The following is a 26,364-nucleotide window of genomic DNA, read 5'->3' as shown; positions in this document are numbered from 1 at the left end:
ATAGGTCTGGGTTCGATATTCAATTGGACTCAGACCTTTTAATTTCAGGCTAATTCTTCTGCTGTTGTAGTATTCAATATATTCCGTAACAGCATCCTTCAGTTCGCTTATATTACTGAACTCGTCAAGATAAAAACACTCCGACTTTAAGGTTCCAAAGAAACATTCCACCACTGCATTATCCAGACAATTGCCTTTTCTGGACATGCTTTGTGTAATACCTCGTTCTTTAAGGATGTTTTGATACCTTCTCATACGATACTGCCATCCCTGGTCAGAGTGCAGAATAGGATGCTCGTGAGGCTTAAGCTTTTTGAATGCCTGATCGAGCATATTCTCGACCATGTTCATCACCGATCTTTCCGATAGGCTGTAAGAAATAACTTCGTTGTTGAAGAGATCTATTACTGGAGACAAATACAGTTTGCGCCCATTGACTGCAAATTCAGTAACATCGGTAACCCACTTCTCGTTTGGCCGCGTAGCCTTGAAATCCCTTTGGAGAACATTGGGGGCGGTTTGCCCTACCTCTCCTCTGTAGGAGCTGTATCGCTTGATCTTAATCGCTGCCTTAAGCGAGAGGGTTCCCATCAGGCGCTGAACAGCTTTATGGTTAATCCGTTCCCCGTCTCGATGGAGAGACAGCGTTACCCTACGGTATCCGTATCGACCTCTATTCTCGTGATAAATCTCACCAATACGCTTTTTAACATCCGCATACTTGTCAGGCTTGCTGAGAGCCTTTAGATGGTAATAAAACGTACTGCGCGGTATCTCCGCTGCCCTGAGAAGCTCATCAAGAGGGTAAAACTGCCTTAGCTCGTTGAGTACTTTCACTTTTTCACGGGATGAGCTAAGGCTTTCAGCTTTTTTAGATACGTAAGTCGCATTTCAAGGAATCGAACTTGCCTTTCAAGATCCTCAATACGTCGGTCTTTCGAGAGCTCCAATGCTAACGCCGCTTTTTCTGGATCAACTGACATTGTAATGTTTCTTTTGGTACCGATCTTGAGTGCGCGTAAACCAGCTTCTCCGTGCTCCTCATAGACTTTCAGCCACCTGGCTACAGAACCACTACCAGCAAGCATAAAGTGAGCAGCTGCCTGATTGAGGGACATCTGCTGCTCGGTCACGGCTTTCACGACCTTAATGCGCAACTCTGGATCAGCACTAACGCCTTTAGGTTTGGGAATTAAACCTTTTTCTCCATGTTTTTCATAGAGGGCAACCCATGTCCTGACCCGGGTTCGAGGTACACCAAAACGTGCAGAGATGATCCTGTATCCATCATCAGTTGTTAAGTAGTGATTCACGACTTCAAGGCGCTTTTCGAAGGGGTATTTTGGCTTTGACATATCAGGGACTATTCCATTTCATCGTCCAACAAAATGGGTGCAGTACAGGTTGATGAATATCTCCTGGGGCTTTTCTCTTTCTGCCGTCGGCACATGCTTAAGGCAGAAAGCCTCAAGCACCCGTCGGTATTCTGCGTTGGCTTTTACAAAGAATCAGCTGTTTTCAGATTTTATATAACCCCCACTTTTTAATATTTATAATTCTTCTTCTAATTATTTACAGTCTCAACTTTATTTACTTAACTATATTTATTTCGCCCTGTCAGTTCTTTTATTTAACCTTCACTGCAGAACAGAGGATAACCAGCGCCGGGTCACCCGGCGGGCGTGGCGCAAGCTCACCGGGTGGAAGTCTGTTCCTGATACTTATGATGGCGACAATTCCAGTAGCTGGCCTCCCTCCTGCGCCAGACGCGCCAGGTAGTGTGATGCATCCAGAATCTGGTATGGAAAATACAGGCCAGGCGCGACCGGCGGCTTTCCATCAAGCCCAACCAGTCTTTCCAGAAGCAGGGCTATCCCCATTCCTGTCAGTGGTGCCGCGCCTCCTGGATGGACTACCGCATGTCTGGTACGAAGCGACTCTCCCGCGGCATCCACACCGGAAATATCAAGGATAATCTCGGTCGAAAAGGCCCCGCCTTTACGTCGGCTCGAACTGATGCCCATGCCCAGGTCGAACTGAACGCCGGGCGCGCCCGTTGCCGATGCCAGCCCGACTACATCAATCGACGAAAAGCCCGTGGCATTTATTTCGGTTCCGTCAAGCGCGCTGAATACAGCCCTGGCATCATCGCCCTCACGCCACAGCCAGACGCCATCCCGGCGCGTGAGCGCTGCAGGCATCAGGTGGTTCAGATATTCGAAATCAGAAGCGACGGCAGGACCACCGACATCTTCTTCATCAACCAGCGCGCCAATACGAATTTCACGCACCTGGCTGAATGCGCGGGACAGATGGAGCGCAGGTACTGTGGTGGCACCTACCAGCCACTCATATCCAGGCACAATCGCTGAGGCACCCGGCGCGTGCATGAAGCTTGCAATTTCCGGGGCGATTTCGAACACGCCCGTGGAGATGCTCAGATGGGGTACGCCTCGCGATTGAGCGAAGCGGAGTGCGGCAAGCGAGTGGTCTTTGTAAAGCACGACCACAGCACTGATTTTCTGGTCGCCGAGGCCCAAATCGTCAGAGGTTGTGTCGATCAGTATTCCCTGCGCTCTTCCAGTTTCTGCCGCGGCCTTCTGCGCCTTGTTCAGGTTGCGGCCTCCGATGAGCAGGGGGACATCAGGATAAATAGCGTGCAGTGCCCGGGCTGTCTGGTGACCAATAGCGCCGGAGCCACCCAGGAGTAATATGGGATCAAAGGACATAAGCGTGATTCCTTATTTGCGTGATAAGCTATACCCATCAGGAAAGGTAGCACCTGTCATAGCGATAAGCTACTTTTGGTAGGTTATATTGTGAGGTATATGAAAAAGGACAACACGCTGGTACCCGGTTCCGCTACGCGCAGGTTAACCGGGGCAGAACGGCGAAAGCAGCTCCTGAACACCGCCTTTCTCATCGTACGCGAGGAAAACGCAGACCGACTGACTTTGGGCAATCTCGCCGTGCGTGCAGGCGTATCCAAACCTGTGGTTTATGATCATTTTGCCACCCGTTCGGCATTGTTGATCGAGCTGTACAGGTGGATTGATAGGGAGCGGGTCAGAATATTTACTGAGATGATGACCACTACACTCAGGAGTCCGCAGGAAACCGTACAGATGCTTGCGCACGCCTACATCAATTGCGCGGCAGACAAAACAGACGAGTTTCACTCGGTTGGAGCGGCCCTGGCAGGCAGCGAAGAAAAGTCAGCCGTCTTCCAGGAGCTTCTGGACAACTGCGTTGCGATGTTCGTTTCCATTCTGACACCCCATGTGAACATGTCGCCCCGATCGCTGCAGCAATGTTGCATCGGCCTGGTGGGTGCAGGAGAAGCGCTTTCCGCTGCGTTTGCGCGCGGACAACTGAATCAGAAAGAAGCCGTGGCTTCCTTCGCATCCTTAATTACGGGAGCAATTCACGTGAGCGAAGGCTGAAAAGCAGAAAGAAGGATGGCGTACTTGTTTGAAAACACACCATCCATTTATGTTTTTTCAGTAACGTGATTTGCTTGTAGTTATGATTTTATCGAATAATCTTTAGTCATGACCCTACTGACTGGTAACAGACTATGTGCCCTGTCCAGAAGAACAGGCGTGAGAAGACCGGCAAGGGAAAAGATCTGGTGAAACATCAAAGTCCACTCCGAATAAACAATAAAGCAGTTTCCTGCGCCAGAGATAACTATATTCATCACTATTCAAACTATAACTTTAGTTGACTGCCTAAAATAATATCTGCTTCCTGTAATGTCACATCCAGCCCCGCTGAAGGCGTAAATGTCAGCTCCCCAAAAACAACTTCATTATTTAACAGATAGAAATCAACCCGGACAAATTTAAAATCAGAAGCTAACTTCATCGCATAATCCTTCATTTTATCAAAACCTTCAGGCACCTCTGGATGATGATTTTTATTTATTAGCTCAATCGTATCCTCGAAAGGAAGAGGATTCCAGCTCATATCAAAATAATAAAATTTAGGCGTCCCTTTTTCCCGACCTACACAAACCATTACTGCATATGGTTTCCCGTTAAAGCAGTAAAATTTGTAATCGTCAGGAAAACCTCCACGTTCATTTTCAATATACTTTTCACATAAAATCTTTCTTTCTATTTTTTTATACTGTGGCTCAATAAAAAGCGTAGAGAAATCCTGTTTTAACCATTTCTCCAGCTGCTTGTTTGTTTTTTCAATATCCAGTGATGATTTATCATCACATATTATGTTATAGCCTGCTCCATGGTTGCATTTAAGTGCAAATTTTTCTGGTAATGCATCATAGTCAATGCTTTGTGGGTTATCGTACACACCGTATACTTCATTAAGTATTTCACCACATCCTTTAGATGAAACATACTCCCTGACCTTATATTTATCAGCACACAAACTGTAAATATCATTATTCAGTTCATTGAACTTAAGCCACTGTATTTTTTCATTGAAATTGGTAGGGTTTGATAAGTCCAGTTTTTTCTTAAATTTAATAAAATAGTGGGCTTTAGCACAAGACTCAGGGGAAATATTAGCGTAGATCTTTAGAGCTGACTTAACTGTTTCTTTTATCATTCTCATTTAAATTCTCCCAATTTGAAAATGTTAAGGTGCATTTTTATGATGGTTTTATTCCTGAAAAAGTAATTAAGTAAAGTGCAAGATAAAACCTCTACAATCAAAAAGCAGTATGCGGCACCATTAATTCCGAAGGAACTAATCATTACCCAGGACAATGGTATTGTTAATACACAACATAAAAACATTTTTTTAGCCAGGTAGCTGTACCCGGATTCTTTTATCATATACCTGTAACAAATCGTTCCCAGTGAAGAGAACATTGTACCAATAATTATTATGGGAATTATCCTGACTGAGTCCATATAATTATCGCCATACAGTAAATGGATAAAAAAATCACCAAAAAGGTAGAACCCACCCAAAGCAGTAAGGGATAACAGGATTACAATTCGATTGATTTTAATTAGCAGTTTATCAATGGTTATCTGATTTTTTTCACTATATATCTTTGAGAAAAAGCTGGTTATTAGTGAAAGCACAATAAATGACCAGGCGCCACCTATGGTTAAGGCTACGCTATACACGCCCAGATTTGAATAAGAAAGTATTTTAGCCAAAAAAATGCCGGATATCTGAGTATATATATCCGCTGATAAGCCTGATAAAATCAGAGTTCCTCCGGTATATAACATGTAGCGGTTATATACCCCAGGCGCCTTATCATTTACTTTTATTTTGGTTGTATATTTAAAATAAATGAGACGCATGATGTAAGGTATAACAGGAATTATGATAATGGGTATGGTGAAATAGTAAACTGGCAGTTTAAAATGCGCGATATAGAACCTGATCAAGAGTGCGAAAGACAGCCCAATTATATTCGTAATTGTGTTTATTTTTGATTTTAGTTGAGTGTTGTTGTAAATGGAAAAAAAGTCCATCACAATATAGTATGTGGCAATGCAGTTGGCGACCCCAAATAAAAAGACGATCGGGTCAGTGAAAAAATACAAATAAGACAAAACTGAGCCTGCTGAAAGGAGAAAGAAAATACGCCGCTGATTTTGCGTATGCATCGCCATTGCGATCCCGGACTTCGTATTTTCACTCATGCGTTTAAAAATAATGTTCTGGCCGCCAAACCACGACAGTGTTTGAACAAAAATAAAAAGCGACGTTGAAATATTTATTTTACCAAAGTTATCAGGTCCAATATATTTTGCCATAAGTGAGTTGATATATATCAGCCCGATAATATTAACTGCCTTTTCCAGCATGATCCATATTGCGTTAGAGTACATCTCATATCTCACATATACATGTTTTTGTTAACATTATTACATTTTGTCTGAGATCTGTTTTCAGCAAAAGCTCAACCCTTTACCTTCACTCATCATTTCACATACTCATTTTATTTAATTAATAGTGTGGCTTTTTATAAAAACATAGTGAACCTTTTTCTTAAAGAATCAGATTATTTGCAGAAATTTTCGAGGAATGATTCCACTTATTATTAGTTTTTTATAATCAGAGCATGTGATAAATCGGATAAAGGCTATCGATTTTATTTTGGCTGCTACCAGCAGGGTCTATTATGCAGACATGGTAAAAAACGAATGAGAACGCGTATTAACAACGCCCTGTCAGTATCTGCCTGTCATTACCGCCTTTACTGGTCGCCTCCCGCCCTGCCGACCAGGTTGTTATGTTTAATCCTGGTATCTGGATAAACACGTTACGCCAGGGCCTCCCGGTGAGCGGGTGAAACGTGAGAGGGTTAACCCGCGCTTGTTTCAGGTATAGAACCAGCCTGCAGGATATTGTTCACAGATGAATTTCACGAAAACCTTCACTTTTGGGCTCTGAAGACGACGGGATGTGTGCAGAACCCAGAGCTCAGTCAGGCTGGCGGCCTCTCCCCAGGATACGAGCTCTCCTTTTTCCAGCTGACTGCTGACAACAGAATGCGGCAGCATAGCCGCTCCGGCACCTGCCATCACCGCATCCCGGACTGTCAGAAGAGAAGAGAGGCGCATTACGGGCCGTGGTACAAAGCTACGCTGTCCGTTCTGAACGGTCCAGATGTCCCCTTCGGCATAAGTTGACATGACAATCGCCGCAATCTCTGGTGCGTTTTCCATATCGCTGGCTGGCATTTTAAACGAGGGAGGAGCAACCAGTACCTGTCGGTCTTTGGCAAAGCACCTGCCAACCAGCGAACTGTTTTTCTGTGGATTGATACGAATAGCGACATCAAAATGCTCATCCACCAGATCGTTCATCCGGTTTTCAGAAATGGCTTCGATCCGGATGTCAGGATAGCGGAAATGAAATTCGGCCAAAAGCCGCCCCAGCGCCAGCTGCGAAAACAGTAAGGGTGCTGCAATACGAAGGCATCCCGAAGGATTTGCCGAATCTTCCCGCGCCGCCACAACCGCTTCATCAATTTCACGTATTGCCCCGACAGTTCGGGACAGAAGCTGTTCGCCAGCCTCGGTAATTGTCAAACGGTGGCCGCCGCGCTCAACAAGACGCACACCAAGCATTTCTTCAAGATCAGCAAGTCTGCGCGAAAGGGTCGCCTTTGGCCTTCCACTGGCGCGACTGGCCGCACCAATTCCTCCCCAGGCCGCAATAAGATGGAAATCTTTTAACGCATCAATATCCACAGGCCGTCTCATTTATGGAACAAAGTATCCAGATAATAGCATCTTCATACAACATATGGATCGGGTTAAGGTTTAATCACACCCACCCCAATGTTATGGAGTCCCATCATGACAATACTTGTTACCGGAGCTACTGGACGCGTCGGTCGCCATCTTGTCGATCAACTGCTCATTCGCGGAGCCGACTTCCGTGTTTTATCCCGCGACCCAGCAAAAGCGGGCTTTGCTGACAACGTGGACGTTGTCAGGGGCGATTTTCTGGATATTGATTCCCTGCGTGCCGCCTTCAGCGGCATCAGAACGCTCTTTTTACTGAATGCGGTCGCGGCTGATGAATACACTCAGACGATTATCACGCTCAACATAGCCCGCGAATGCGGCGTTGAGCGGGTAGTTTATCTGTCTGTCTTTGGTGCCGATGTTGCCGTCAATGTGCCGCATTTCGCCGTCAAATATGGTGCCGAGCGCATGCTCAAAGAGATGGAATTTAGCGCCACTATTCTGCGGCCAACCTACTTTATCGACAATGAAGTGATGATTAAGGATGTCATCATGAATCATGGCGTTTATCCCATGCCTGTCGGTGGTATTGGTCTGGCGATGGTGGATACACGCGATATCGCTGAGGTTGCGGCTATTGAACTGATGCGTCGCAATCAGGCTGACGAGATGCTACCTGTGGAGACTATTAATCTTGTTGGCCCCGATACGCTTACGGGAGAGGATGCCGCCGCGATCTGGAGCGAGGTGGTGGGCCGTCAGATAATTTACGGCGGCGATAATCCGGATGCCTTTGAAGCAAGCATGGCGGAGTTCATGCCCAAATGGATGGCGTATGAAATGCGTCTCATGGCTGAGCGCTACGTCAGTAATGGAATGCTTCCCCGGCACGGCGACAGAGAGCGTCTGGTCAATATTCTTGGCCGTCCGCTCTATTCCTACCGCAGTTTCGTCACGGCTCTGGCAGGAGCGTAAAATTTTTGTCACCGCGACACCGCTGAAAGTTAAAGCGGTGTCGCGGTGATGTGATATCAGGCTCTGAGGCGGTGTTTTTCCATGTGACATAGTTGCAGCTACCGCCAGCGCCGCGGTAGGCTCATCCATAATGACCAGTTGGGCATTGGGATTGAGCGCACGACAAATCGCGACTACCTGCCGCTGGCCACGGGATAAGCTACCAACCGGCGCTTCCGCATCGGAGACAGGCGTATCAAGATCTTTCAGCAACAAACCCACCTGTTCATGCATGGCGCGGCGTCAGAGACACGAAATACCTCACACAGGGCGTTTCAGTTCGCGTCCGAAAAAATGCGCTCTGCAATAGTAAAGTTTTCCGCCAGGGCCCGTTCCTGATAAATGGATAAATTGACCTGGTTCAGCGCGGTTAACGCGCCAAAGCGTTTGCGGATATTGCGCGCTTCGATGAAACAGCTATTCATCCTCACTCTCCGGATAAGCAGCACTGTGAAAATCAATCTCCCACTGCAGCACTGTGCCGTAGAGATCGGAGAGGGCCTGCTTCTCTTCCGCGCTGAGCGTCAGCGCACACGCATCCAGCTCCGCTTTTAACCAGCTTGCCTGTTGGTGGAACTCTTCTTCGGCGTGCATCTCAACCCAACGACGGATATGGGGATCCTGTTGCGGTTGTGCGCTGACGCGTTTGCACCAGTGGTAGTACATCCACTCCGCGCCAAACATCAGCGTGATGATGTCGGCATAGCTGCCCTGCTGCGCTACCTTGAGCATGCCATCGCGGAACGCTGTCACACCGGGCAGATCGTCAGGGTAATCAGCCGGATTAATATTACGCCGCGCCAGTACCTCCTCGAACCAGGCGATCTGGGTATCCACCAGTGCGTTCAGCACGCCAATCAGCCAGCGCTGCTGGCGAATACCGGGCGCTTTACTTACCGCAAGGGCAAAGATGGCGATGGCGGTAGCGACGAAATTGCCCTCAAACACCAGATAGCGATTAAATACCGCATCAGGCAACCGATCCTGCCCGATATCCTGTACAAACCGGTGCTGCTGCATGCGCTGCCACACATCCTGATGCTGTGCCAGCAACTGATCGGAGAAAGCGGTCATCAGGCCTCCTCCAGCGCGGCTTGCGCGACAGACATAAAGTGTTTAACCCGTGCCAGTTCAACCTCGTTCCACCACACGCCATCGACTTTCAGCGTACTGGCGACAATCACACCCTGAGTGCGCCCCAGAATCTGACAGATATTTTCGGGTGTTACTCCGGATCCCACCAGCAGCGGCAGCTCAGTGGCGGCGCGAATTTCATCGATTTCATTCATGGTGGCGCTGTCACCGGTCCGCTGTCCGGTGGCGATGACTGCATCAGCTTCAAAAAAATCCACATCGCGCGTCAGTTCCTGGATAGAGCGATCGGCCACAATCGCGTGACTACCATGTTTCACGTGGCTGTCAGCAAACACACGAATATGTTCGGCGCGCAGCTGGTTGCGATAACGCAGCGCTTTCGCCGCCGCGCCTTCAATAAAGCCTTCGTTGGCGATATAAGCATTCGCCCACTGGTTTACACGCACAAAATCAGCCCCACTGGCGAGCGCGGTAGCAATTGCCGGGATCGCCGCGTTGGCTAATACATTAATGCCGAGCGGTGCGCCAAAACGCTCACGGATTTTTTCGGTAATCACCGCCATAATTGCTGAGGTTTCAGGGCCGATATCGTCAGGCTTGGCAAAGGGAATATCGCCATGGTTTTCAACGATTAAGCCATGCACCCCACCGCACAAATAATTATCTGCGTCGCGCAGTGCGCGATCAATAATATACTGAACGGGTTTTCCCTGGTATTTTGGCGCCCCGGGAAAGGCATCGCAATGAATAACACCAATCACGGCCTTCTTACGTGAAAAAATATCTTGTATCGCATTACTTTTTTCTGCTGATATAGAAACCATCACTTTCACCTTATTAACGAGGAAACTATGCGTGTATATGTTGCAGGCAATATTGTTGTGGATGAAACCTGGTCTGTTAATGAACTCCCGCAAAAAGGTGCATCAATTCACGGCAAAAAAATATCCCTGGATATAGGCGGCAAAGGCGCCAATCAGGCAATAGTTATTTCCCGCTGCGGCATTGACACACAATTAATTGCCGCCACCGGCAATGACAAAAGTGGTCAATGGATTCGCGAGCAAATTTTACGGGAGCCGCTTAATTTATTTCCCGGAGAAGCGTTATCCAGTCATAGCGATACCTCAATTATTTTTAACAGCAGCGATGGCGACAATGCCATTATTACCACTACAGATGCTGCTGATGCGTTGCTGCTCGATACGGTTCTGGCCCATTTAGCCGGGGCGACAACAGGTGATGTGCTGTTGCAGCAGGGTAATTTCTCGGCAGAGAAAACCCGGGCGCTCTTTGTCTGGGCAAAAGCCAGAGGCTTGATCACTGTCTTCAACCCTTCACCGGTAAACCCGGATTTTGCCAGCTTATGGCCCCTGGTTGATATTGCGGTTCTTAATCAACTGGAGGCCGATCTCCTCAAACCCGCTGGCGTCAAAACCCTGGTCATCACTCAGGGCGCTGCCGGTGCCTGGTTGATAAACCATGATCAGCGCCAGTTCTGCCCGGCGCTTTCGCTGCAGCCGGTAGATACTACCGGCGCGGGCGATACCTTTCTCGCCGTGATGCTCGCTTCCGCACTGTTACGCGGCGTTGAGCCTGATCGACTGGCCCTGCAACACGCCAGCGCGGCGGCAGCCATCACCGTGAGTCGTACCGGAACCGTTAACGCTTTTCCGACTCAGGATGAACTCGCTGCACTGCTGAAGACAGGCAGCGAGTAGCACCTTATTTAAACAGCGAACGGTAAGAATCGACGTTCGCTTTGGTCACCACAGTGGCGGGCACCAGAATGTTTTTCTCGATGGTTTTCCCTTCGGTCAGCGCGTTCAGAGCCTTCACGGCCTCTTCCCCCATTTTTTTCGGGTCCTGCTGCAAGACGGCAGCAACATAGCCATCATCAATAGCGCTGATAGCTTTGGCGGTGAGATCCCAGCCGAAAACTTTGATATCGTTCTGACGCCCCTGGTTTTCTACTGCCGCGATAGCGCCGAGCAACGCGGGTTCCCCGGTCGCATAAATAGCCGTCAAATCCGGGTTACCGGTGATCAGGTTTTCCGCTGCAGTCATGGCGGTATCCTGCACATTCTGACCATCAACCACATCCGCCACGGTAATGTTGCTGTTGCTCTTGATCGTCTCTTCAAACCCTTTCTGCCGCTGGTTTTGTATCGCGGAGTTCAGCGCACCGACAATCCCCAGGCGCGCTTTGCCATCCATCTCTTTAGCAACGTATTCGACAAAATAGTTGCCGAGAATCTGACCGCCTTCGAGATTATCAACGCCAACCTGAGCGGCCTGCGGACCTTCAGGTAATACGGCATCAATGGCGATAACCGGAATTTTTGCCGCTGCTGCTTCTTTAATCGCGGGCATAATGCCATTAACGTCAATTGCATCAACCAGAATGCCTTGCACGCCCTGTTGAATATAGTTTTCGATTGCATCATTCTGCGCAACCGGGTTGTCGTTGGCGTTGTAAATAACCAGTTTTTTACCGCTGGCTTTGGCAGCTTCCTGTGCTCCCTGGTTCATCTGATTAAAAAACAGTGCCTGTTGGTTTATTTGCACCAACGCATAGGTTTGTTCTGCCCGGGCCAGTGAAAATAATGAACCTGCAAAAATGAGAGCTGTAGTAAAAAAAACTGAACAGGGTTTTCGGGTGAAGGATGACATCATTGAGTTCCTCATCGGGAATTAATAATAATCAGCGTTTCCCAGCATCCGGATGCTGAGGGAATTTTTTTGGCAGGCAAATATCGTATAAACCATTAAGAACACGGCAAACAACCCGTCTTTTTGAAGCCACCGGAATCCTTTATTTCGGCACCCCTTCCGTTGGGTATGCGGATTGAAATAAATTCAGCCAGCCTGGGAAACGTGTCCCGGTACAGCGGTAAACTGTTTATACAATTCTCCGGGTTAATTTTTTTGTCAAGTGTTTATTTATCCGGCAGCGAAAAAGGGAAAGCACTGTATCAGCTGCGCTTACCTGTGTTACAGATAAATCCCCTGAGTAAAGATGGCTGAATTGATGAGTACAAAACGCGTGTTGTTATCTGATGTTGCGAAGCTGGCCGGGCTGTCAAAAGCCACGGTTTCACGTTACATGAATCACAGCATCGTGCTGCCTCAGGACACCATAAACCGCATTGAGATGGCGATTCGTACACTTGATTATCGCGGCAACAGCCTGGCGCGGCGCTTAAGCAAGGGCGGAAGTGAAACTCTCGGTCTGGTGCTGCCTGATATCACTAACCCCTTCTTTGCTGAGCTGGCGGACGCAGCGGAGGAAGCCGCTTCCGCACGCGGTTACAGTCTGGTGCTGTGCATTACGCGCAACAATCCGGACAAAGAGGCGCAATTTGTCCGCTGGCTGGATACCCGCCAGGTTGATGGTTTGCTGTTCACCACTAACCGGCCCGATAACGGCATATTGCGCAAAGAGGTTCAGCGTCAGCACCATGTGGTATTGCTGGACGAAGATATCTCCGGCAGTAACGTACCCAAAGTGTTTGCGGACAACGTGCAAGGTGGGCGCATCGCCACTGAGCAGCTGATTGCAGCCGGGCATACCCGTATCGCCTTTATTGGCGGGCCGGAGAAGTTGATGAGCGTTCGGGAACGTTATCTCGGTTTTTGCACCGCGATGAAACAAGCCGGTTTGCCTGTTCCGCCGGAGTGGGTGATGTATGGCAACTACTCACGAGAGTTTGGCCAGCAAGCATTAAATCACTTATTCCGTTCTCCTCAACGCCCCACCGCTGTCTTCGCCGCCAGTGATTATCTGGTGCTGGGACTGCTTGACGGATTACGCGCCAGCGGCCTGCAGGCACCCGCCGCGCTTTCCCTGGTCGGTTTTGATGACGCCAACTACGCCGACTTTACCCAGCCACGCATTTCCACCATCCGCCAGCCTGCCCGCGAAATGGGCCATACCGCCGTAGATATCATGCTACGTCTGCTGAATAACGACCCCGATGTCCCGATGGAAACCCGTTTACCTGTGGAATGGATAGGACGGGATTCAATCGGATTTGTTAACAACGTCCCAAAATGATGCAAAAATGCACGAACATAGAGCAAAAAATCATCTTCCTGTGTTATTTGTGTATAGTAAGTAAACCGGTTTACCCCATGCTCTCATCAATATTCTTTGTTTTCTAAGGGGTTAGGCCGGAATGCAACGCCTGTAAATCAGGCTGGCATGGATGCTGCAATGTCGTAACTGGCGAGTAAATATCATTGTAGCGTTTGTTCCGGTTGTTTTGAAAAAAGCTTTACCCCGCAGGTAAACCGGTTTACTAGCTTGTAAACCGTGCAGGATTTGACTTTTTCTCAACCAGACAAATATTCCCCATAGTGATAATGGGAGTTATCCAATGCAGCAGTTACAAGCTATCCCGGCACGGGTTGAAATGGAAAACATCACCAAGACCTATGGCGCAATACGTTCGCTGCGTGGTGTCAATCTGCAACTGGCGCCCGGTGAAGTGTTAGGTCTGGTGGGTGATAATGGCGCCGGAAAATCGACACTAACCAAAGTCCTTTCCGGTGCTGTCGTGCCCACCAGCGGCACAATTCGCATCGACGGCATACCGCAACACTTCAGCAATCCGGCGGATTCGCGCCGTTGTCACATTGAAATGGTCTATCAGGATCTTTCCCTGTGCGACACTGTTGATGTTGCCGGCAACCTGTTCATGGGCCGTGAGCCGATGAAATCCGTGTGCGGTATCCCCTTTCTTGATCAGGCCAGAATGCATGCCGAGGCACGTGACATGCTGAAAGGGTTGGGCATTTCCATTCCTGATACGCACCTGCTGGTGCGTAATCTCTCTGGCGGTCAACGTCAGGCTATCGCCATTGCCCGTGCGGCAGCGTTTGATCCCAAAGTGCTGATCATGGATGAGCCAACGGCCGCGCTGGCGGTAGCGGAAGTGGAAGCCGTACTGGAACTGATCCGCCGTGTTTCGGCACGCGGCGTCAGCGTGATCCTGATTACTCATCGTCTGCAGGATCTGTTTCTGGTGTGCGACCGTATCATGGTGATGTACGAAGGCACCAATGTTGCTGAGCGTCGGGTAGCCGATACCAACCTGAGCGATATCGTTAACCTGATTGTTGGTGAGAAATTTACCGCTCACTCCGCAGCAGCACATTGAGGTGACAGGATGAGCATCATGAATTCAGGCAATTCACGTATGGTTCAGCACTCTCTGCCACGCCGTCTGTTACATAACCACTCGGGTGTGGTGAGTATTGCGCTGTTTTTTATTTTCTGTTGCGTGGTGTTTTCATTTATCACCAGTAACTTCCTCACCGCCACCAACTGGCTGAACATCATTCGTCAGAGCGCGCCGCTGCTGATTGTGGCTACCGCCATGACGCTGGTGATCACCACCGGCGGGATTGATTTGTCGGTGGGATCGACGCTGGCGCTGGTGGGTGCGCTTTCCGCTATCGCACTCAACAACTGGGGATTGCCGTGGCCGGTGGTATTGATCGGTGGTCTGCTGCTCGGCGCTCTGGTCGGCGCGATTAATGGCTTCTTTATTGCGTTCGAGGGCATTCCGGCCTTTATCGTCACGCTGGCGACACTCGCGGTGGTACGCGGTATTGCGCTGCTGATTACGCAGGGATATTCAATTCCGGTCCCTGCCGACAGTCTGTTCACTTTTATGGGCCGGGCCTGGGTACTGGGGATGCCGATGCCTGCGCTGATTGGCATTGTGGTATTGCTGGCCGGACATATTCTTCTCAACCACATGCGTTTTGGCCGTTATGTTACTGCCATCGGGGCTAACGCCGAGGGCGCGCGTCGCAGCGGGATCAACACCAAAGCCGTCACCATGAAGGTCTATATCATCAGTGGTATGGCGGCGGCGCTGGCGGGCATGATCATTACTGCACGCCTTGGCAGCGGCTCTTCGAATCAGGGCGAAGGTTTTGAATTGCAGGTGATCGCCGCCGTGGTGCTCGGCAGCACCAGCCTGTTTGGCGGCTTTGGCACTATTATCGGTACGCTGCTTGGTGCGCTCTCCATTGCCATTATTCAGAACGGACTGATCCTGTCGCACATCTCACCTTTTTATACGCAAATCGCCACCGGCACTATCATCCTGCTCGCCATCTGGCTGAATACCCGCATTCTTAACCCGACCCGCGCCCCCGCGAAAGGATAGCTGATGAAAGGATCAATTTTTCGCCATCCGGATCCTTTGCCGCTTGGCGTGAGCAGTGGTTATGTGATGACAGTGCTGGGTCCTTTACCGCTGGCAAAAATGGGCGTCACGCTGATGCATGAACATATTCTGCTGGATGCGTCGGGCAAATGGGTTCCGCCCTGCTGTTGCAGCGAACGCCATATGGCTGAAATGCCGGTCAGAATAGAGAACCTCAGCGAACTCTCGCTCAATCCTTTAATGAGCCGCGATAACTGTCAGCTGTTTGATGTCGATACCGCCATCGATGAGCTGATGAAATATCGTGCTCTCGGCGGCGAGACGGTTGTCGATCCGACCAATATTGGTATCGGGCGCGATCCTAAAGGCTTACAGCGCATCGCACGATTAACCGGATTAAATATCGTGATGGGTACAGGGCTTTATCTGGAGCCGTCGCATCCGGAATGGGTGAAAAGCATCAGCGTGGAGCAACTGACTGAGAAGCTGGTCTATGACCTCGGCGGTGCGGAGGAAAAACCCGACGTGCTTGCTGGTCTGATCGGTGAGATCGGTATCTCCAGTCGTTTTACCCCGGACGAAGAGAAATCGCTGCGGGCGGCCGGACGCGCTAATGCTGTTACCGGCGTGCCGGTTCAGGTGCATTTGCCCGGCTGGGAACGTTCCGGCCATAAAGTGCTGGATATTCTGGAACAGGAAGGTGCCGATATTCGCCATGTGGTGCTTTGCCATATGAACCCGAGTTTTGCTGATAAAAACTACCAGCGCGAACTGGCCGGACGTGGGGCATTCCTGGAATACGACATGATCGGTATGAGTTATTACTACGCCGACGAGTCAGCACAATCCCCTTCTGATGAAGAGAATGCCCGCGCTATCCGGGAGTTGATTGATGACGGCTTTATTCAGCAGATCCTGTTATCGCAGGATGTCTTTCTGAAAACCATGCTGACCCGCTACGGCGGTCATGGTTACGGCTATATCCTCAAACATTTTGTGCCGCGCCTGAAACGCCACGGCGTCAGCGGCGAACAACTCGAAACATTAATGATTGCTAATCCGCAGCGGGTATTTGGCGGATAAACGGAGAGATATCATGCAGAAGCGCGTTTTGCTGGTTGGCGAGTCCTGGAACAGCACCTCAACCCATGTAAAAGGTTTCGATCAGTTCTCCACCGCAACCTGGCATAGCGGTGCGGTCGATTTTATGGCGGCGTTAAAGGAGAGCGATTATGCTGTGGCGCATATGCCTGCCCATGCCGCAGCAACTGATTTTCCCCTGACCCTGGCGGAGCTACAACAGTGGGATGTGATCATCCTGTCGGACATTGGCGCGAATACCCTGTTGCTGCATCCCGATACCTGGCTGAAGAGCCGCCGCACGGCCAATCGTCTGAGCTTAATTCACGACTATGTTGCCGCAGGCGGCGCTTTAATGATGATTGGCGGCTATTACAGTTTTCAGGGGATCAACGGCGGCGCGCGCTATCGCAATACCCTGGTGGAAAAGGTGCTGCCGGTGCGTTGCCTCGCCTGGGATGACCGTATTGAAACCCCCGAAGGATGCAGCGTGGAGGTAACAACAACGCATGCAGTGCTGGCAGATATGCCTGACGACTGGCCGTGGCTGCTGGGTTACAACGAAGTCGAGATGCAGCCGGAAGGTACTTTGCTTGCGACGGTTGCCGGCACCTCGCATCCACTGCTGGCGGTGCGTGAGTATCAGCGCGGACGCTCCCTGGTCTGGACCAGTGATATGTCTGCTCACTGGTTGCCGGAGGAGTTTGCCAGATGGCCCGGCTATCGCCAGCTGTGGATTAACTGCCTGGACTGGCTGACGGAGCGTGGCTGATGCAGCCCGTCTCGCTGGATCTCGCCCGGAAGCTGCTGGGTTTTGATACCATCAACCCACCCGGCAACGAAGCGGCCTGCATGCAGTTTTTCGCGGGCTGGCTCAGTGAGCGAGGATTCGATATCCGGCTATCAAGGTTTGGCGACGGACGAACCAACTTGATCGCACAACTGCCTGGCGAGACCGCAGGTAAACCGCTGGCGTTTACGGGTCATATTGATACGGTGCCGCTGGGTAATCAGCCCTGGCAGCGCGATCCTTTTGGCAGTGAGATTGACGGAGATCGGCTTTATGGCCGTGGCGCCAGTGATATGAAAGCGGCGCTAGCTGCTTTCGCTTGCGCCTGTGTACAGCAGCAATCCACGATACGCGCCGGCTCTGGCGTGGTGCTGATCATTACGGGGGGTGAAGAAACCGGATGTGACGGGGCAAAAGCACTGATCAAGGCTGGCCCTTTGCCACAGGCTGGCGCACTGATTGTTGGAGAGCCAACGGCTAATTATCCGGTGATTGGCCATAAAGGAGCCTTGTGGTTACGCTGTGAGACGCGCGGAAAAACGGCCCATGGCGCCATGCCGGAACTGGGCATCAATGCTATCTATCTGGCAGCTGATGCGCTGGGTAAAATCCGTCATTTTTCGCCCGGGCCTGCACATCCTTTGATGAAACATCCCACGCTTAATGTCGGCCGCATTCAGGGGGGATTAAATATCAATTCAGTGCCGGATCGCGCAACTTTCGATGTTGATATACGAAGCGCCCCCAATCTCCATCATGCGACGATCCAGGAGCAGCTTGCCGCGTTATTGGGCGAGTCGGTTGCCATCACCACACTGGTCGATCTGCCTGCCATATTAAGCTCAGAAACCCACAGGTGGATTCAGTCCGTTTACCGGTTATGTCAGCTCCTCTTTGATTTTCCACTCGAAGCCAAAGTGGTGCCCTACTTTACTGACGCCTCGCTGTTATTACCTGCGCTGGGACATCCACCCTGTGTGATCCTGGGTCCCGGTGAACCCACAATGGCGCATCAGACTGATGAGTATTGTCTTCTGAGCAAACTCGCAGAAGCAGAGCAGCTTTACGGCCAGATTATCGGGGAATGGATGTGCGGAATGACAGATGCCAGGGGATAATCTTCTGGCGGGATTTGAGGTTCACCCTGGCTGCTACCGCCTGATCCTGACCGGTCAGTACGCGCAATGCCATATCAGAGTAACTCCCTCCCGCTGCACAGGCTGTCTGCGCTTTTGCCACATCCGCAACCTAATCCGCTCCGCCTGATACTGCACGAAGATGAGCTGGCAGAAAGGATTATGCAGCTTTAGGCCAGACGTAGTGACTGTATAAGGATGTTTATTAACCTGAGCGCAAATGCTCCTCACAATCCGCCTGGTGCCAGAAGTGGGAGTTGCTAAAACTACGCTGTTTTAATCTATGGGGAACGACAGGTCAATAAAGGTGTTGAACAGATCAGGCCCCGCATTGCTTGTGACGATGAGCGCGCCCGGTACGTCTATGAAACCATAGGTTTGGGGGGCAGGAATCAACATGAGCAAAGTATAAAAGTTTAAATAATGCGAGCACTGCGGAAATGGACCTGTAAGCCTGAAACACTGCAGGAATCGACGAGTAACTGCTAAGTCTTTTTCTCCACGGCATATGAGTAAAAGCCCGGCAGGCATTACGCCTGCCAATGAATCACTTCTCGGTGTAATCCATTTTGCTCACTACACCAGCATCATTGAATTTCAGCAACAGCAACTGATCCCGATCGCGGAAGACCGGGATAAAAAAATAAAGGCGGCGATCCACCACCTTAGAGGCGTAAATCCAGGTGTTGGCAGTTTTAAACTCTTTTGGCGTGGCAGGAGCGCCAAGTAATAGCAGCACGTCCTTTTTGGTGGATTTACCCACCACGATACTGTCCCGGATGACCTTCTCTGAATAATTATTTAAATCGGACATACGTGTTCTGTCCACGTTCGCAACACAACCGCTCAACGCAATGGTACTGAACACCAGCAGAAGAAAATTTTTAATTTTCATTACACATTCCCCTCGTAATATATATCCATATCCGAGTCGTATTTAATTTCTTTTGCATAAATGACGCAATAACCGGACTTATCTGCATAGCTGTAATGGATCTCATACAACGCTTTTTTCTTCGGGGTAATCTCCAGATTAACACTACAACCACCGTATAAAGAGTGGTGAATGGTTGTCAGACGATCCGGGAGCAAGGTCGTTTCGAAAAATTTGCCACTATAATCTTTATTTTTCAGTTTAGGGAATCCCAAATCATGAGTATTCCCAAAAAAAATATTGACGTAAGCACTATGTTCCTGCACCCACCCTCCGGTTTTCTTACCATCACTATCTTTTTGATACAGGGCATAGCTCATGGGAGCCCCCATCAAGCGAATTTTCGCGACATCTGGCGAGTTTGCCGGGGGAACATACAGTGCCGGTTCAGGAAAATAAGTGCTACAGCCAGCTAATAATAAACTGACAAATAACGTAGCAGTTTTACCCACGCCACTCCGGATAACCAAATGATTCATTATTGTAATTTCCTTGCAGTAGTTTTTTTAAATTTTATTATTGCTAACAGAAAGGTGGCTCATTCGCATTAATAATATGCAGCAATATACTCATTTTTTTAGCACAGCCTGTGCAGAGCTCTACGGCGAGTGTGCTACCCTGGATTGAATTAACGTATCTTCTTTCCATCGTCTCCTTCCCTGCCTGGAGAATAGTATCGGCAGTACTCTCCTGTTCTTTAGGATAAAATAAATGTATGGGAGGGACAGCCTGTTGTTTGTACGCTGTTGCTTTCGTGAAGTGGCGCGATTACTTATTCCAGCACCATGACATTTATTTACTCCCTGTCAACCAATGAGGAAATCTGGATATAGCCTGTTGAAAAAATTATACGCTGAAGCTCAGACATCAGACTTTAAACTCTAATTTGAAAGATATGATATCTATAAAACCACGGTTAAGTAGTCATTGTTACTTACGGGAAACGCGTCATCCACTGACTTTTCAGCGGCCTGCCAGTATAGCGACGAACCTGAAAGTAAGCCGACATTCTGTCGGCCTTTTTCATATGCTGCGCTGATTGACCCGCTCTGAGAGTTGCGCAGCACTTTCTTTTCTTTCGCTGTACCGGTCCGTCAGATATTCACTCCGTCCGCGCGTCAGCAGAGTAAACTTCATCAGTTCTTCCATAACATCCACGATGCGGTCGTAATAGGGTGAAGGCTTCATCCGGCCATCCTCGTCAAATTCCGCCCAGGCTTTTGCCACAGAAGACTGATTCGGGATGGTGATCATACGCATCCAGCGCCCCAGAATACGCATCTGATTGACAGCATTGAACGACTGGGAGCCGCCGCTGACCTGCATCACGGCGAGGGTTTTTCCCTGGGTCGGGCGGACTGCGCCGGAAGACAAAGGTATCCAGTCAATCTGCGACTTCATGATCCCGGTCATAGCACCGTGACGTTCGGGAGAGCACCAGACCATTCCCTCTGACCAGAGCACAAGCTCGCGCAGTTCTGCGACTTTCGGATGCGTTTCGGGAGCATCGTCCGGCAGCGGCAGACCAGATGGATTAAAAATTCGCACTTCCGCGCCCATCGCCTCCAGCAATCTCGCTGCTTCTTCTGTGGTGAGGCGGCTGTAGGATCGCTCACGCAGCGAGCCATAAAGCATCAGAATACGCGGCGGGTGTTCCACAGGCACGGCGTTAAGCTTTGCCTCTGTAACCGGGCCATCAAAAATTGTCGGTTCTATATTTTTCAGTTCATTCATCTGGTACACGATGTGTTCTGTTTTTTGGTTAAAAGGAGCAGGAGCGCTATCAACTTTAAGCTGCGCCTGGTTACCAGAAAGGCATCCTGTTACTTATTACGCTGAGTTATTTTCGGAAGTGCGCTGTCACCTTCGCCAAGCGTGCGCTGCAGGATCACCGTATCGAGCCAGCGACCGTGTTTAAAGCCTACGGATCTGAGCGTTCCAGTGATGCCGAAACCTGCAGAACGGTGCAAAGCAATTGAGGCAATATTTTCACTGTTGCCTACAACCGCCACAAGTTGACGAAAGCCGTTCTGCTCTGCCCATAATACCGCGTGGGATAAAAGCCTTTTACCGGCACCCCGGTTCTGATACTGGTGGTCAATGTAAACAGAGTCTTCCAGTGTGAACTGGTAAGCGCAACGTTCCCGGTAAAGGGTCAGGTAACAATATCCACGGACCTTGCCGCCATCAATAGCCACAAGCCAGGGAAGACCTGCTGCACGAACTTTCTTCAGGCGGGCTAACATTTCTGCTTCGTCTGGCGGCTCTGTCTCAAATGTGGCCGTTCCATTAATTACGTGGTAAGCATAAATCCGTTGTATGGCAGGGATATGCTGTTCATCTGCTTCGCAAATTTCCATAAACAGGGCTCCAGGTTAAGATCTGCCCCCAGCTTAACCTGTCTGGGGAAATTTCGTCAGTTACTATGCTTATTTCCACCAGAAAAAATCTTTTGATACTGAGTCTGTGCAAGCATCCAGCTACGCTGAATGCCTGTATATGATAGTGATTACTCACAACCCGATCCCAGTTATCACCACAGAATTATCAGCGCAGTTATATAATACAAAGCCAAAATATCCCCGATAACTTTTTGAACAGCGCACCACGCTTCGTTGCCGGAAAACATTACTTCAAAACTGAAAAGGCCGGGCTGCGTGATTTTAAAAACAGACCCGAAGTCATCGGGTTATTGCTAAGAATGCTCGCTCCCTACTCCGCTGGTCAGAACGTGGCGCTGCCAGGCATGCCAGGATGCTCGCAACCGACCAGGCACAGGAGTCTTCGAGAAACGGGAGGTCAGCTATTTCAGCCAGCTTCAGCCAGCACACAACCCCCTGCCCGTTAACCTGCCGCACAAAGACTGTGACTCCCGCATTCTGTATTATCCGCGTAATGGCGTTAGCCTCTCTACCATGAAATTGCGTGAAGAGGAGCTGCCAGGCAGGATTATGCAGCTTCAGGCCAGGCAGTAGTGCCTGCACCAGGAATGCTTGTTAACCTGCACCTTACAGTCCGCTTCGTGCTGTGAGTTCAACTGGTCGATGCAACGCTATCCTTAAATGAGGAGGACGCTGCCTTACACGCATGTCCGCTCTGTGCCAGAAGCGGACTGTGCTAACACCCTGCAGGGTTAATAAACCTGGGGCAGATCAGCAAGGAGCTTTACAAAGCGCTTCCTTACTTCTTTGTATCCGTTATTTTCATAAAATTTGTGTGCTCTGGTTCTCTTTTCACTGCTTGAAAGCTCAATCTGAGAACATTTTTTATCGAGGGCCAGGCGCTCAGAGGCAATCAGAAGTTGCTGGCCTATCCCCGCCCCACGTAACGACTCATCTATGACCAGAGCTGAAATTAATGCCCATAAGCCATTTTCATGAACAGGTGTGATAAAGTTTATAACAACAACTCCACAAACTTCCTTATCTAATTCAGCCACTAAAGTACAAAGCGTACTCTGCGCCTCACAGATACGTTGTTCCAGGCTCTCAGTGTCTGTCTGATAGCCCAACTGTAGAAAAAGCTTTTTTAGAGAGGGAACATCTTTTGATTCTGCCGCCCTTATTAAAATCATTGTGATCATTTCCTTGAGTAGGGTTCAACAAAAATATCCAGGTTTCATCAATCAAATCAATAAAATTTGCTAACCGCACGAGAAAAAAGACAATTCAAAATAGACGTCCAGGAAACAGGCTTAACCAACCTGCTGTCATCCAGTATGCATTTTGATGTGATGTCCGCTTTTCGCTCATACCGGACTGTAAACCAGTTGCTGGAGTTGCTCCTGCAGTCAGTCATCAGATTTCAGACTGGAAGCCCGGAACGCCACCGTACGGCGGAGCTTACCGGCCCTGCCGGTAAGCGCAGAAGAGCAGATAATACGGCAACACAGAGGAACTGAAGGCAGTCATAAGAACTTTCATGCTGGCGTCTGTCATATGCTGAAGTTCAGCGGGTCAACGCAACGCTATTCTTAATCGAGGCGGGTATTTCCATACCAGAAGAATACTTAATAAACATACGCAGGGCCTCAACTCGCAAAGCGTATTTTACCTTTAAAACTGACAGATAAATTCTCGTTCTTTTTTTTGTCAGTAATGACCATGTCAACGGTATCCAGACCGCAGACATGAGACAGTGCGCGATATCCAATTTTTGATGAGTCTGCAAGAATGACCTTTGTGCGTGCAGCATTGAGAATGGCTTTTTTAGTAGGTATTTCAATAGCATTTACATTAGTTATCCCAGCTTCTGCATGTACGCCTTCCGCGCCCATAAAGGCCCAGTCGGCATAAACCTCACCAAACTTGCGAGTCGCATCCGGTCCTACCAGGGTGAACGAGTTCCCTGCTACCGCGCCTCCAGTGACATTAAGATTGATAGCCGGATACTGGCAGAGCAGCATCGCAATGTTCAGGTCATTCGTGATAACGGTCAGATCCTTTTTTGATAGCAGATGGACTGCAAGCTCATAAACCGTTGAGCCGTTGTCGAGAATGACTGAATCTCCGTCAGAAATAAGCGATGCAGCATACTTCCCGATGGCGACCTTCTGTGCATGATGACGACTTTTGCGAATACTGTAAGGCGTGTCCTGCCCCTCTGTTGACAGGACGGGTAAAACACCACCATGGGTGCGAATGATCCGACCCGCTTTCTCCAGAAAAATCAGATCTCTTCTGACCGTTGAACTGTCAACGTTGAATTCGTCAGCAAGCTGATTTGCGTTGAGATAACCCGTTGAAACAAGCATCGAAAGAATCCTGTCCCGCCTCTCATTTGCCAGCATTTATCGCCTCCTTACACACTAAATTGCAGTCGATATTATCACGTAAAAGCGAAAAAAATAAGCTTAAATCCATATGTTTCATGACGTTAAAAGTCTTTTTCAAAAATACAAAATTCATATCACATGCACGATATCGTGCATTGACATGAACGATATCGTGCATGTAGTTTAAAATGCTTTCAACACCAATCACTGAGGTATTTATGTCAAATCCATATGAGAACGATATTGCAATGCAGCCTGAAGCCATCATGGCGCAGCTTAATAATCCTCTGCCGGAGCGCCTGAGCACAGTAAAGCTGAGCGACTATGATCGCATCATTCTGGCTGGCATGGGCTCATCGGACTATGCGCTGATTCCGGTAGAGCGTGCGCTGATTGCACAGGGCTATCCGGTATGGCGTATGGATGCAGGTCGCTTACTGGATATGCCAGACCTTATCACTGAAAAAACCTTGTTGTGGGCAACATCGCAGTCGGGCATGAGTGGTGAGATAGTTGCGCTCCTGAACCAGGATAAGCGTCCAAAAACCATTATCGGCTTAACCAATGATGAGAGCAGCGTACTTGGTAAAAGCGCAGATATCCTTATCACGCTGAAAAGCGGTGATGAAGCGACGGTCAGCTCCAAAAGCTATCTGAACACGCTTATTGCCTGTTACAGAACGCTGGCCATGCTGCTGGGAGAAGATGAGAAAGCCGTGTGCGAGTCAGTCGCCGGCATACTTCCCGGTATCGGGGGTCTTGTCAGGGAAAAAACCATCGTGGACGATTTTGCGGACCGGCTGTTCACTTCAGCGCGCCCACGTATCGCTTACATTGCCACGGGCGCTTACGGCTCAAGCGCATTGACCGGGGCTTTGATTACCAAAGAAGCATCCAAGGTCAGTGCAGAAGGCTTTATTGGAGGAGAATTCCGCCACGGGCCTCTGGAGACTTCTGGTAAAGGCATGCTCGCCGTATTGCTGGGTAAACCAGGCGATGAAACGCTCGAAAGACTCGCAACTGAACTGAAGGCAAACGGGACGGACGTCGTCACCATTGGGGAACAACCCTTTGCAGATTCAGCGTTGCTCCCTGTCCCGGCAGAAAATGAACTTTGCCAGCTGCTGTGTGGCTTTATCTATATCGAACACCTGACCGTGGCCCTTGCCCGCAATAACGGGTTTGTGCCGGGCCAGTTCCTTTATGGTCAGAAAATCACGGTGGCCGTATGACAGGAACTGTAAAAGCAGGCATTGATATTGGCGGAACAGGTACTCGAATTATTATTCAGGCGGAAGCTGGCACGCTGAATTCAAAAACTATCCCAACCGCAGAATTCGCCAATATCAGTAAGAAAGAACGTTCGGCAGTTTTAGCCTCACACGTCCTCTCTCTAATCCCTGAAGGCATGCAACTAGGCAGTCTTGGTATTGGAGCCAGCGGGCCGGTGGATACCACACTGGGCGTGATTAATAACAAAGACACGCTTGAATGCTTTTCTTTCTTTCCGCTGGTAAATGAGCTCAGTGAAAAGCTGGGTGTTAAGGTCGGCATTGATAATGATGCCGTTGCGGCTGTACTGGGCGAGTATTATTTCGGGGCTGGTAAAAACAGCAAACGATTGCTGATGGTCACGCTGGGCACTGGTATAGGTGTGGCCCTCCTTGATAACGGTAAGCCTTTCCGTACCAGCGATGGTCAGCATCCTGAAGCCGGGCACATACCGGTATCCGGAAACCCGGTGACCTGTTACTGCGGCCTTAAAGGCTGCTGGGAAACGCTGGCGTCCCGGACATGGTTACAGCAAAACCTTGAAGCCCTTTTACCCGACACGCCGTTTGAAAAGCATGATGTGAATTTCTATAAAACCATTGCGCTTGAAAGAGAAGACGTGGCGAATGTTTTTCACCGTTACGGTAACTATCTTGGCCGCGGCCTGGTGACGTTGCTTACCCTTTACGGCCCCGATTTGACCATCCTCAGCGGCAGTGCTGCACATTATTACCCGCTGTTCAGGCCCGGTCTGGAGGAGGCCCTGACTCGCGCAGATACCTATGCCATAAACAAATCGATAGTCCCTTCCGAACTAGAGGATGTTGCCGGAGCGCTCGGTGCCACAGTAATTCCAGAGTTAACTTAAAAATCATTATCATAAATGACGGGGTAACA

Annotated in this window: 25 protein-coding genes and 3 pseudogenes; 12 read left to right on the top strand and 16 right to left on the bottom strand. The window is 49.5% G+C overall.

Annotation, left to right across the window (positions count from 1 at the left end):
- Both E0E17_RS14860 and E0E17_RS14855 read right to left on the bottom strand, forming a co-directional pair.
- Positions 1-1,355, bottom strand: a pseudogene (locus tag E0E17_RS14860) (IS3 family transposase); the annotation flags it as partial.
- A gap of 366 nt (positions 1,356-1,721) precedes the next feature.
- Positions 1,722-2,729, bottom strand: a complete 1,008-nt coding sequence (locus tag E0E17_RS14855; RefSeq protein WP_130834788.1) for an NAD(P)-dependent oxidoreductase — start codon at positions 2,727-2,729, stop codon at positions 1,722-1,724.
- Between the two features lie 99 nt (positions 2,730-2,828).
- Between E0E17_RS14855 and E0E17_RS14850 the strand changes: the two genes are divergently transcribed.
- The gene (locus E0E17_RS14850) at positions 2,829-3,443 is read left to right on the top strand and encodes a TetR/AcrR family transcriptional regulator (protein WP_130834787.1); all 615 of its coding nucleotides are present in this window, start codon (positions 2,829-2,831) and stop codon (positions 3,441-3,443) included.
- Positions 3,444-3,711: 268 nt separating this feature from the next.
- On the opposite strand, the gene E0E17_RS14845 is transcribed toward E0E17_RS14850, so the two are convergent.
- From E0E17_RS14845 to E0E17_RS14835, 3 genes are all read right to left on the bottom strand, one after another.
- The gene (locus E0E17_RS14845) at positions 3,712-4,581 is read right to left on the bottom strand and encodes an ATP-grasp fold amidoligase family protein (RefSeq protein WP_130834786.1); all 870 of its coding nucleotides are present in this window, start codon (positions 4,579-4,581) and stop codon (positions 3,712-3,714) included.
- A complete protein-coding gene (locus E0E17_RS14840) occupies positions 4,578-5,822 on the bottom strand; it encodes an oligosaccharide flippase family protein (protein ID WP_130834785.1) in 1,245 nt (414 codons plus the stop codon). Before E0E17_RS14840 ends, E0E17_RS14845 begins: the two co-directional genes overlap by 4 nt.
- 492 nt (positions 5,823-6,314) lie before the next feature.
- The gene (locus tag E0E17_RS14835) at positions 6,315-7,190 is read right to left on the bottom strand and encodes a LysR family transcriptional regulator (protein ID WP_130834784.1); all 876 of its coding nucleotides are present in this window, start codon (positions 7,188-7,190) and stop codon (positions 6,315-6,317) included.
- A 108-nt stretch (positions 7,191-7,298) separates the two neighbouring features.
- Here E0E17_RS14835 and E0E17_RS14830 point away from each other — a divergent pair, with 108 nt between their 5' ends.
- A complete protein-coding gene (locus E0E17_RS14830) occupies positions 7,299-8,165 on the top strand; it encodes an SDR family oxidoreductase (RefSeq protein WP_130834783.1) in 867 nt (288 codons plus the stop codon).
- 159 nt (positions 8,166-8,324) lie between these two features.
- Here E0E17_RS14830 and E0E17_RS20650 read toward each other — a convergent pair.
- The 4 genes and pseudogenes from E0E17_RS20650 to E0E17_RS14815 form a co-directional block, all read right to left on the bottom strand.
- Positions 8,325-8,438 (bottom strand): annotated as a pseudogene (locus tag E0E17_RS20650) (sugar ABC transporter ATP-binding protein); the annotation flags it as partial.
- A 41-nt stretch (positions 8,439-8,479) separates the two neighbouring features.
- On the bottom strand, positions 8,480-8,629 hold the full coding sequence (locus E0E17_RS20335; protein WP_207302059.1) for a hypothetical protein: 150 nt from the start codon (positions 8,627-8,629) through the stop codon (positions 8,480-8,482).
- Positions 8,622-9,278, bottom strand: coding sequence for a TenA family protein (locus E0E17_RS14820; protein WP_130834782.1), 657 nt, complete (start codon positions 9,276-9,278; stop codon positions 8,622-8,624). The genes E0E17_RS20335 and E0E17_RS14820 overlap by 8 nt, the downstream gene beginning before the upstream one ends.
- Positions 9,278-10,123, bottom strand: coding sequence for a BtpA/SgcQ family protein (locus E0E17_RS14815; protein ID WP_130834781.1), 846 nt, complete (start codon positions 10,121-10,123; stop codon positions 9,278-9,280). Before E0E17_RS14815 ends, E0E17_RS14820 begins: the two co-directional genes overlap by 1 nt.
- 27 nt (positions 10,124-10,150) lie before the next feature.
- On the opposite strand from E0E17_RS14815, the gene E0E17_RS14810 reads away from it, so the two are divergent.
- Positions 10,151-11,020, top strand: coding sequence for a PfkB family carbohydrate kinase (locus E0E17_RS14810; RefSeq protein WP_130834780.1), 870 nt, complete (start codon positions 10,151-10,153; stop codon positions 11,018-11,020).
- Between the two features lie 4 nt (positions 11,021-11,024).
- Here the strand turns inward: E0E17_RS14810 and E0E17_RS14805 are convergent, their stop codons facing one another.
- The gene (locus tag E0E17_RS14805; protein ID WP_130834779.1) at positions 11,025-11,975 is read right to left on the bottom strand and encodes an ABC transporter substrate-binding protein; all 951 of its coding nucleotides are present in this window, start codon (positions 11,973-11,975) and stop codon (positions 11,025-11,027) included.
- A gap of 343 nt (positions 11,976-12,318) precedes the next feature.
- Here E0E17_RS14805 and E0E17_RS14800 point away from each other — a divergent pair, with 343 nt between their 5' ends.
- The 6 genes from E0E17_RS14800 (at position 12,319) to E0E17_RS14775 (ending at position 18,469) form a co-directional block, all read left to right on the top strand.
- Positions 12,319-13,356, top strand: a complete 1,038-nt coding sequence (locus E0E17_RS14800) for a LacI family DNA-binding transcriptional regulator (RefSeq protein WP_130834778.1) — start codon at positions 12,319-12,321, stop codon at positions 13,354-13,356.
- A 358-nt stretch (positions 13,357-13,714) separates the two neighbouring features.
- Positions 13,715-14,461, top strand: coding sequence for an ATP-binding cassette domain-containing protein (locus tag E0E17_RS14795; protein WP_165446261.1), 747 nt, complete (start codon positions 13,715-13,717; stop codon positions 14,459-14,461).
- A gap of 18 nt (positions 14,462-14,479) precedes the next feature.
- Positions 14,480-15,481, top strand: a complete 1,002-nt coding sequence (locus E0E17_RS14790; RefSeq protein ID WP_165446235.1) for an ABC transporter permease — start codon at positions 14,480-14,482, stop codon at positions 15,479-15,481.
- Between the two features lie 3 nt (positions 15,482-15,484).
- On the top strand, positions 15,485-16,564 hold the full coding sequence (locus E0E17_RS14785) for a phosphotriesterase family protein (RefSeq protein ID WP_130834775.1): 1,080 nt from the start codon (positions 15,485-15,487) through the stop codon (positions 16,562-16,564).
- A 13-nt stretch (positions 16,565-16,577) separates the two neighbouring features.
- The gene (locus tag E0E17_RS14780) at positions 16,578-17,333 is read left to right on the top strand and encodes a glutamine amidotransferase (protein WP_130834774.1); all 756 of its coding nucleotides are present in this window, start codon (positions 16,578-16,580) and stop codon (positions 17,331-17,333) included.
- A complete protein-coding gene (locus E0E17_RS14775; protein ID WP_130834773.1) occupies positions 17,333-18,469 on the top strand; it encodes a M20 family metallopeptidase in 1,137 nt (378 codons plus the stop codon). Before E0E17_RS14780 ends, E0E17_RS14775 begins: the two co-directional genes overlap by 1 nt.
- A 565-nt stretch (positions 18,470-19,034) precedes the next feature.
- On the opposite strand, the gene bamE is transcribed toward E0E17_RS14775, so the two are convergent.
- From bamE to E0E17_RS14755, 4 genes are all read right to left on the bottom strand, one after another.
- Positions 19,035-19,382 (bottom strand): outer membrane protein assembly factor BamE domain-containing protein, encoded by a 348-nt coding sequence (gene bamE, locus E0E17_RS14770; protein WP_130834772.1) that lies wholly within the window; start codon positions 19,380-19,382, stop codon positions 19,035-19,037.
- Complete coding sequence (locus E0E17_RS14765; protein WP_237680794.1) at positions 19,382-19,900, bottom strand: hypothetical protein; 519 nt, start codon at positions 19,898-19,900, stop codon at positions 19,382-19,384. Before E0E17_RS14765 ends, bamE begins: the two co-directional genes overlap by 1 nt.
- 544 nt (positions 19,901-20,444) lie before the next feature.
- Positions 20,445-21,155 carry an arsenical resistance protein ArsH gene (gene arsH / locus E0E17_RS14760; protein ID WP_130834771.1) on the bottom strand — a complete coding sequence of 237 codons (711 nt, stop codon included), beginning with the start codon at positions 21,153-21,155 and terminating at the stop codon, positions 20,445-20,447.
- An 89-nt stretch (positions 21,156-21,244) separates the two neighbouring features.
- Complete coding sequence (locus tag E0E17_RS14755; RefSeq protein WP_130834770.1) at positions 21,245-21,781, bottom strand: GNAT family N-acetyltransferase; 537 nt, start codon at positions 21,779-21,781, stop codon at positions 21,245-21,247.
- Between the two features lie 139 nt (positions 21,782-21,920).
- Here E0E17_RS14755 and E0E17_RS20450 point away from each other — a divergent pair.
- A pseudogene (locus tag E0E17_RS20450) lies at positions 21,921-22,243 on the top strand (ORF6N domain-containing protein); the annotation flags it as partial.
- Positions 22,244-22,554: 311 nt separating this feature from the next.
- Here E0E17_RS20450 and E0E17_RS14745 read toward each other — a convergent pair.
- Together E0E17_RS14745 and E0E17_RS14740 are read right to left on the bottom strand one after the other, a co-directional pair.
- Entirely contained in the window at positions 22,555-22,995 is a 441-nt protein-coding gene (locus E0E17_RS14745) for a GNAT family N-acetyltransferase (protein ID WP_130835569.1), read from the bottom strand.
- Between the two features lie 456 nt (positions 22,996-23,451).
- Entirely contained in the window at positions 23,452-24,210 is a 759-nt protein-coding gene (locus E0E17_RS14740; RefSeq protein WP_130834769.1) for a DeoR/GlpR family DNA-binding transcription regulator, read from the bottom strand.
- 203 nt (positions 24,211-24,413) lie between these two features.
- Here E0E17_RS14740 and E0E17_RS14735 point away from each other — a divergent pair, with 203 nt between their 5' ends.
- Together E0E17_RS14735 and E0E17_RS14730 are read left to right on the top strand one after the other, a co-directional pair.
- Complete coding sequence (locus E0E17_RS14735) at positions 24,414-25,427, top strand: SIS domain-containing protein (protein WP_130834768.1); 1,014 nt, start codon at positions 24,414-24,416, stop codon at positions 25,425-25,427.
- Positions 25,424-26,335, top strand: coding sequence for an ROK family protein (locus tag E0E17_RS14730; protein ID WP_130834767.1), 912 nt, complete (start codon positions 25,424-25,426; stop codon positions 26,333-26,335). The genes E0E17_RS14735 and E0E17_RS14730 overlap by 4 nt, the downstream gene beginning before the upstream one ends.
- Positions 26,336-26,364: the final 29 nt, after the last annotated feature.

The sequence above is a fragment of the [Erwinia] mediterraneensis genome, assembly GCF_900604315.1.
Taxonomy (GTDB): domain Bacteria; phylum Pseudomonadota; class Gammaproteobacteria; order Enterobacterales; family Enterobacteriaceae; genus Pantoea; species Pantoea mediterraneensis_A.
This window is presented reverse-complemented; position numbering and strand designations above follow the sequence as displayed.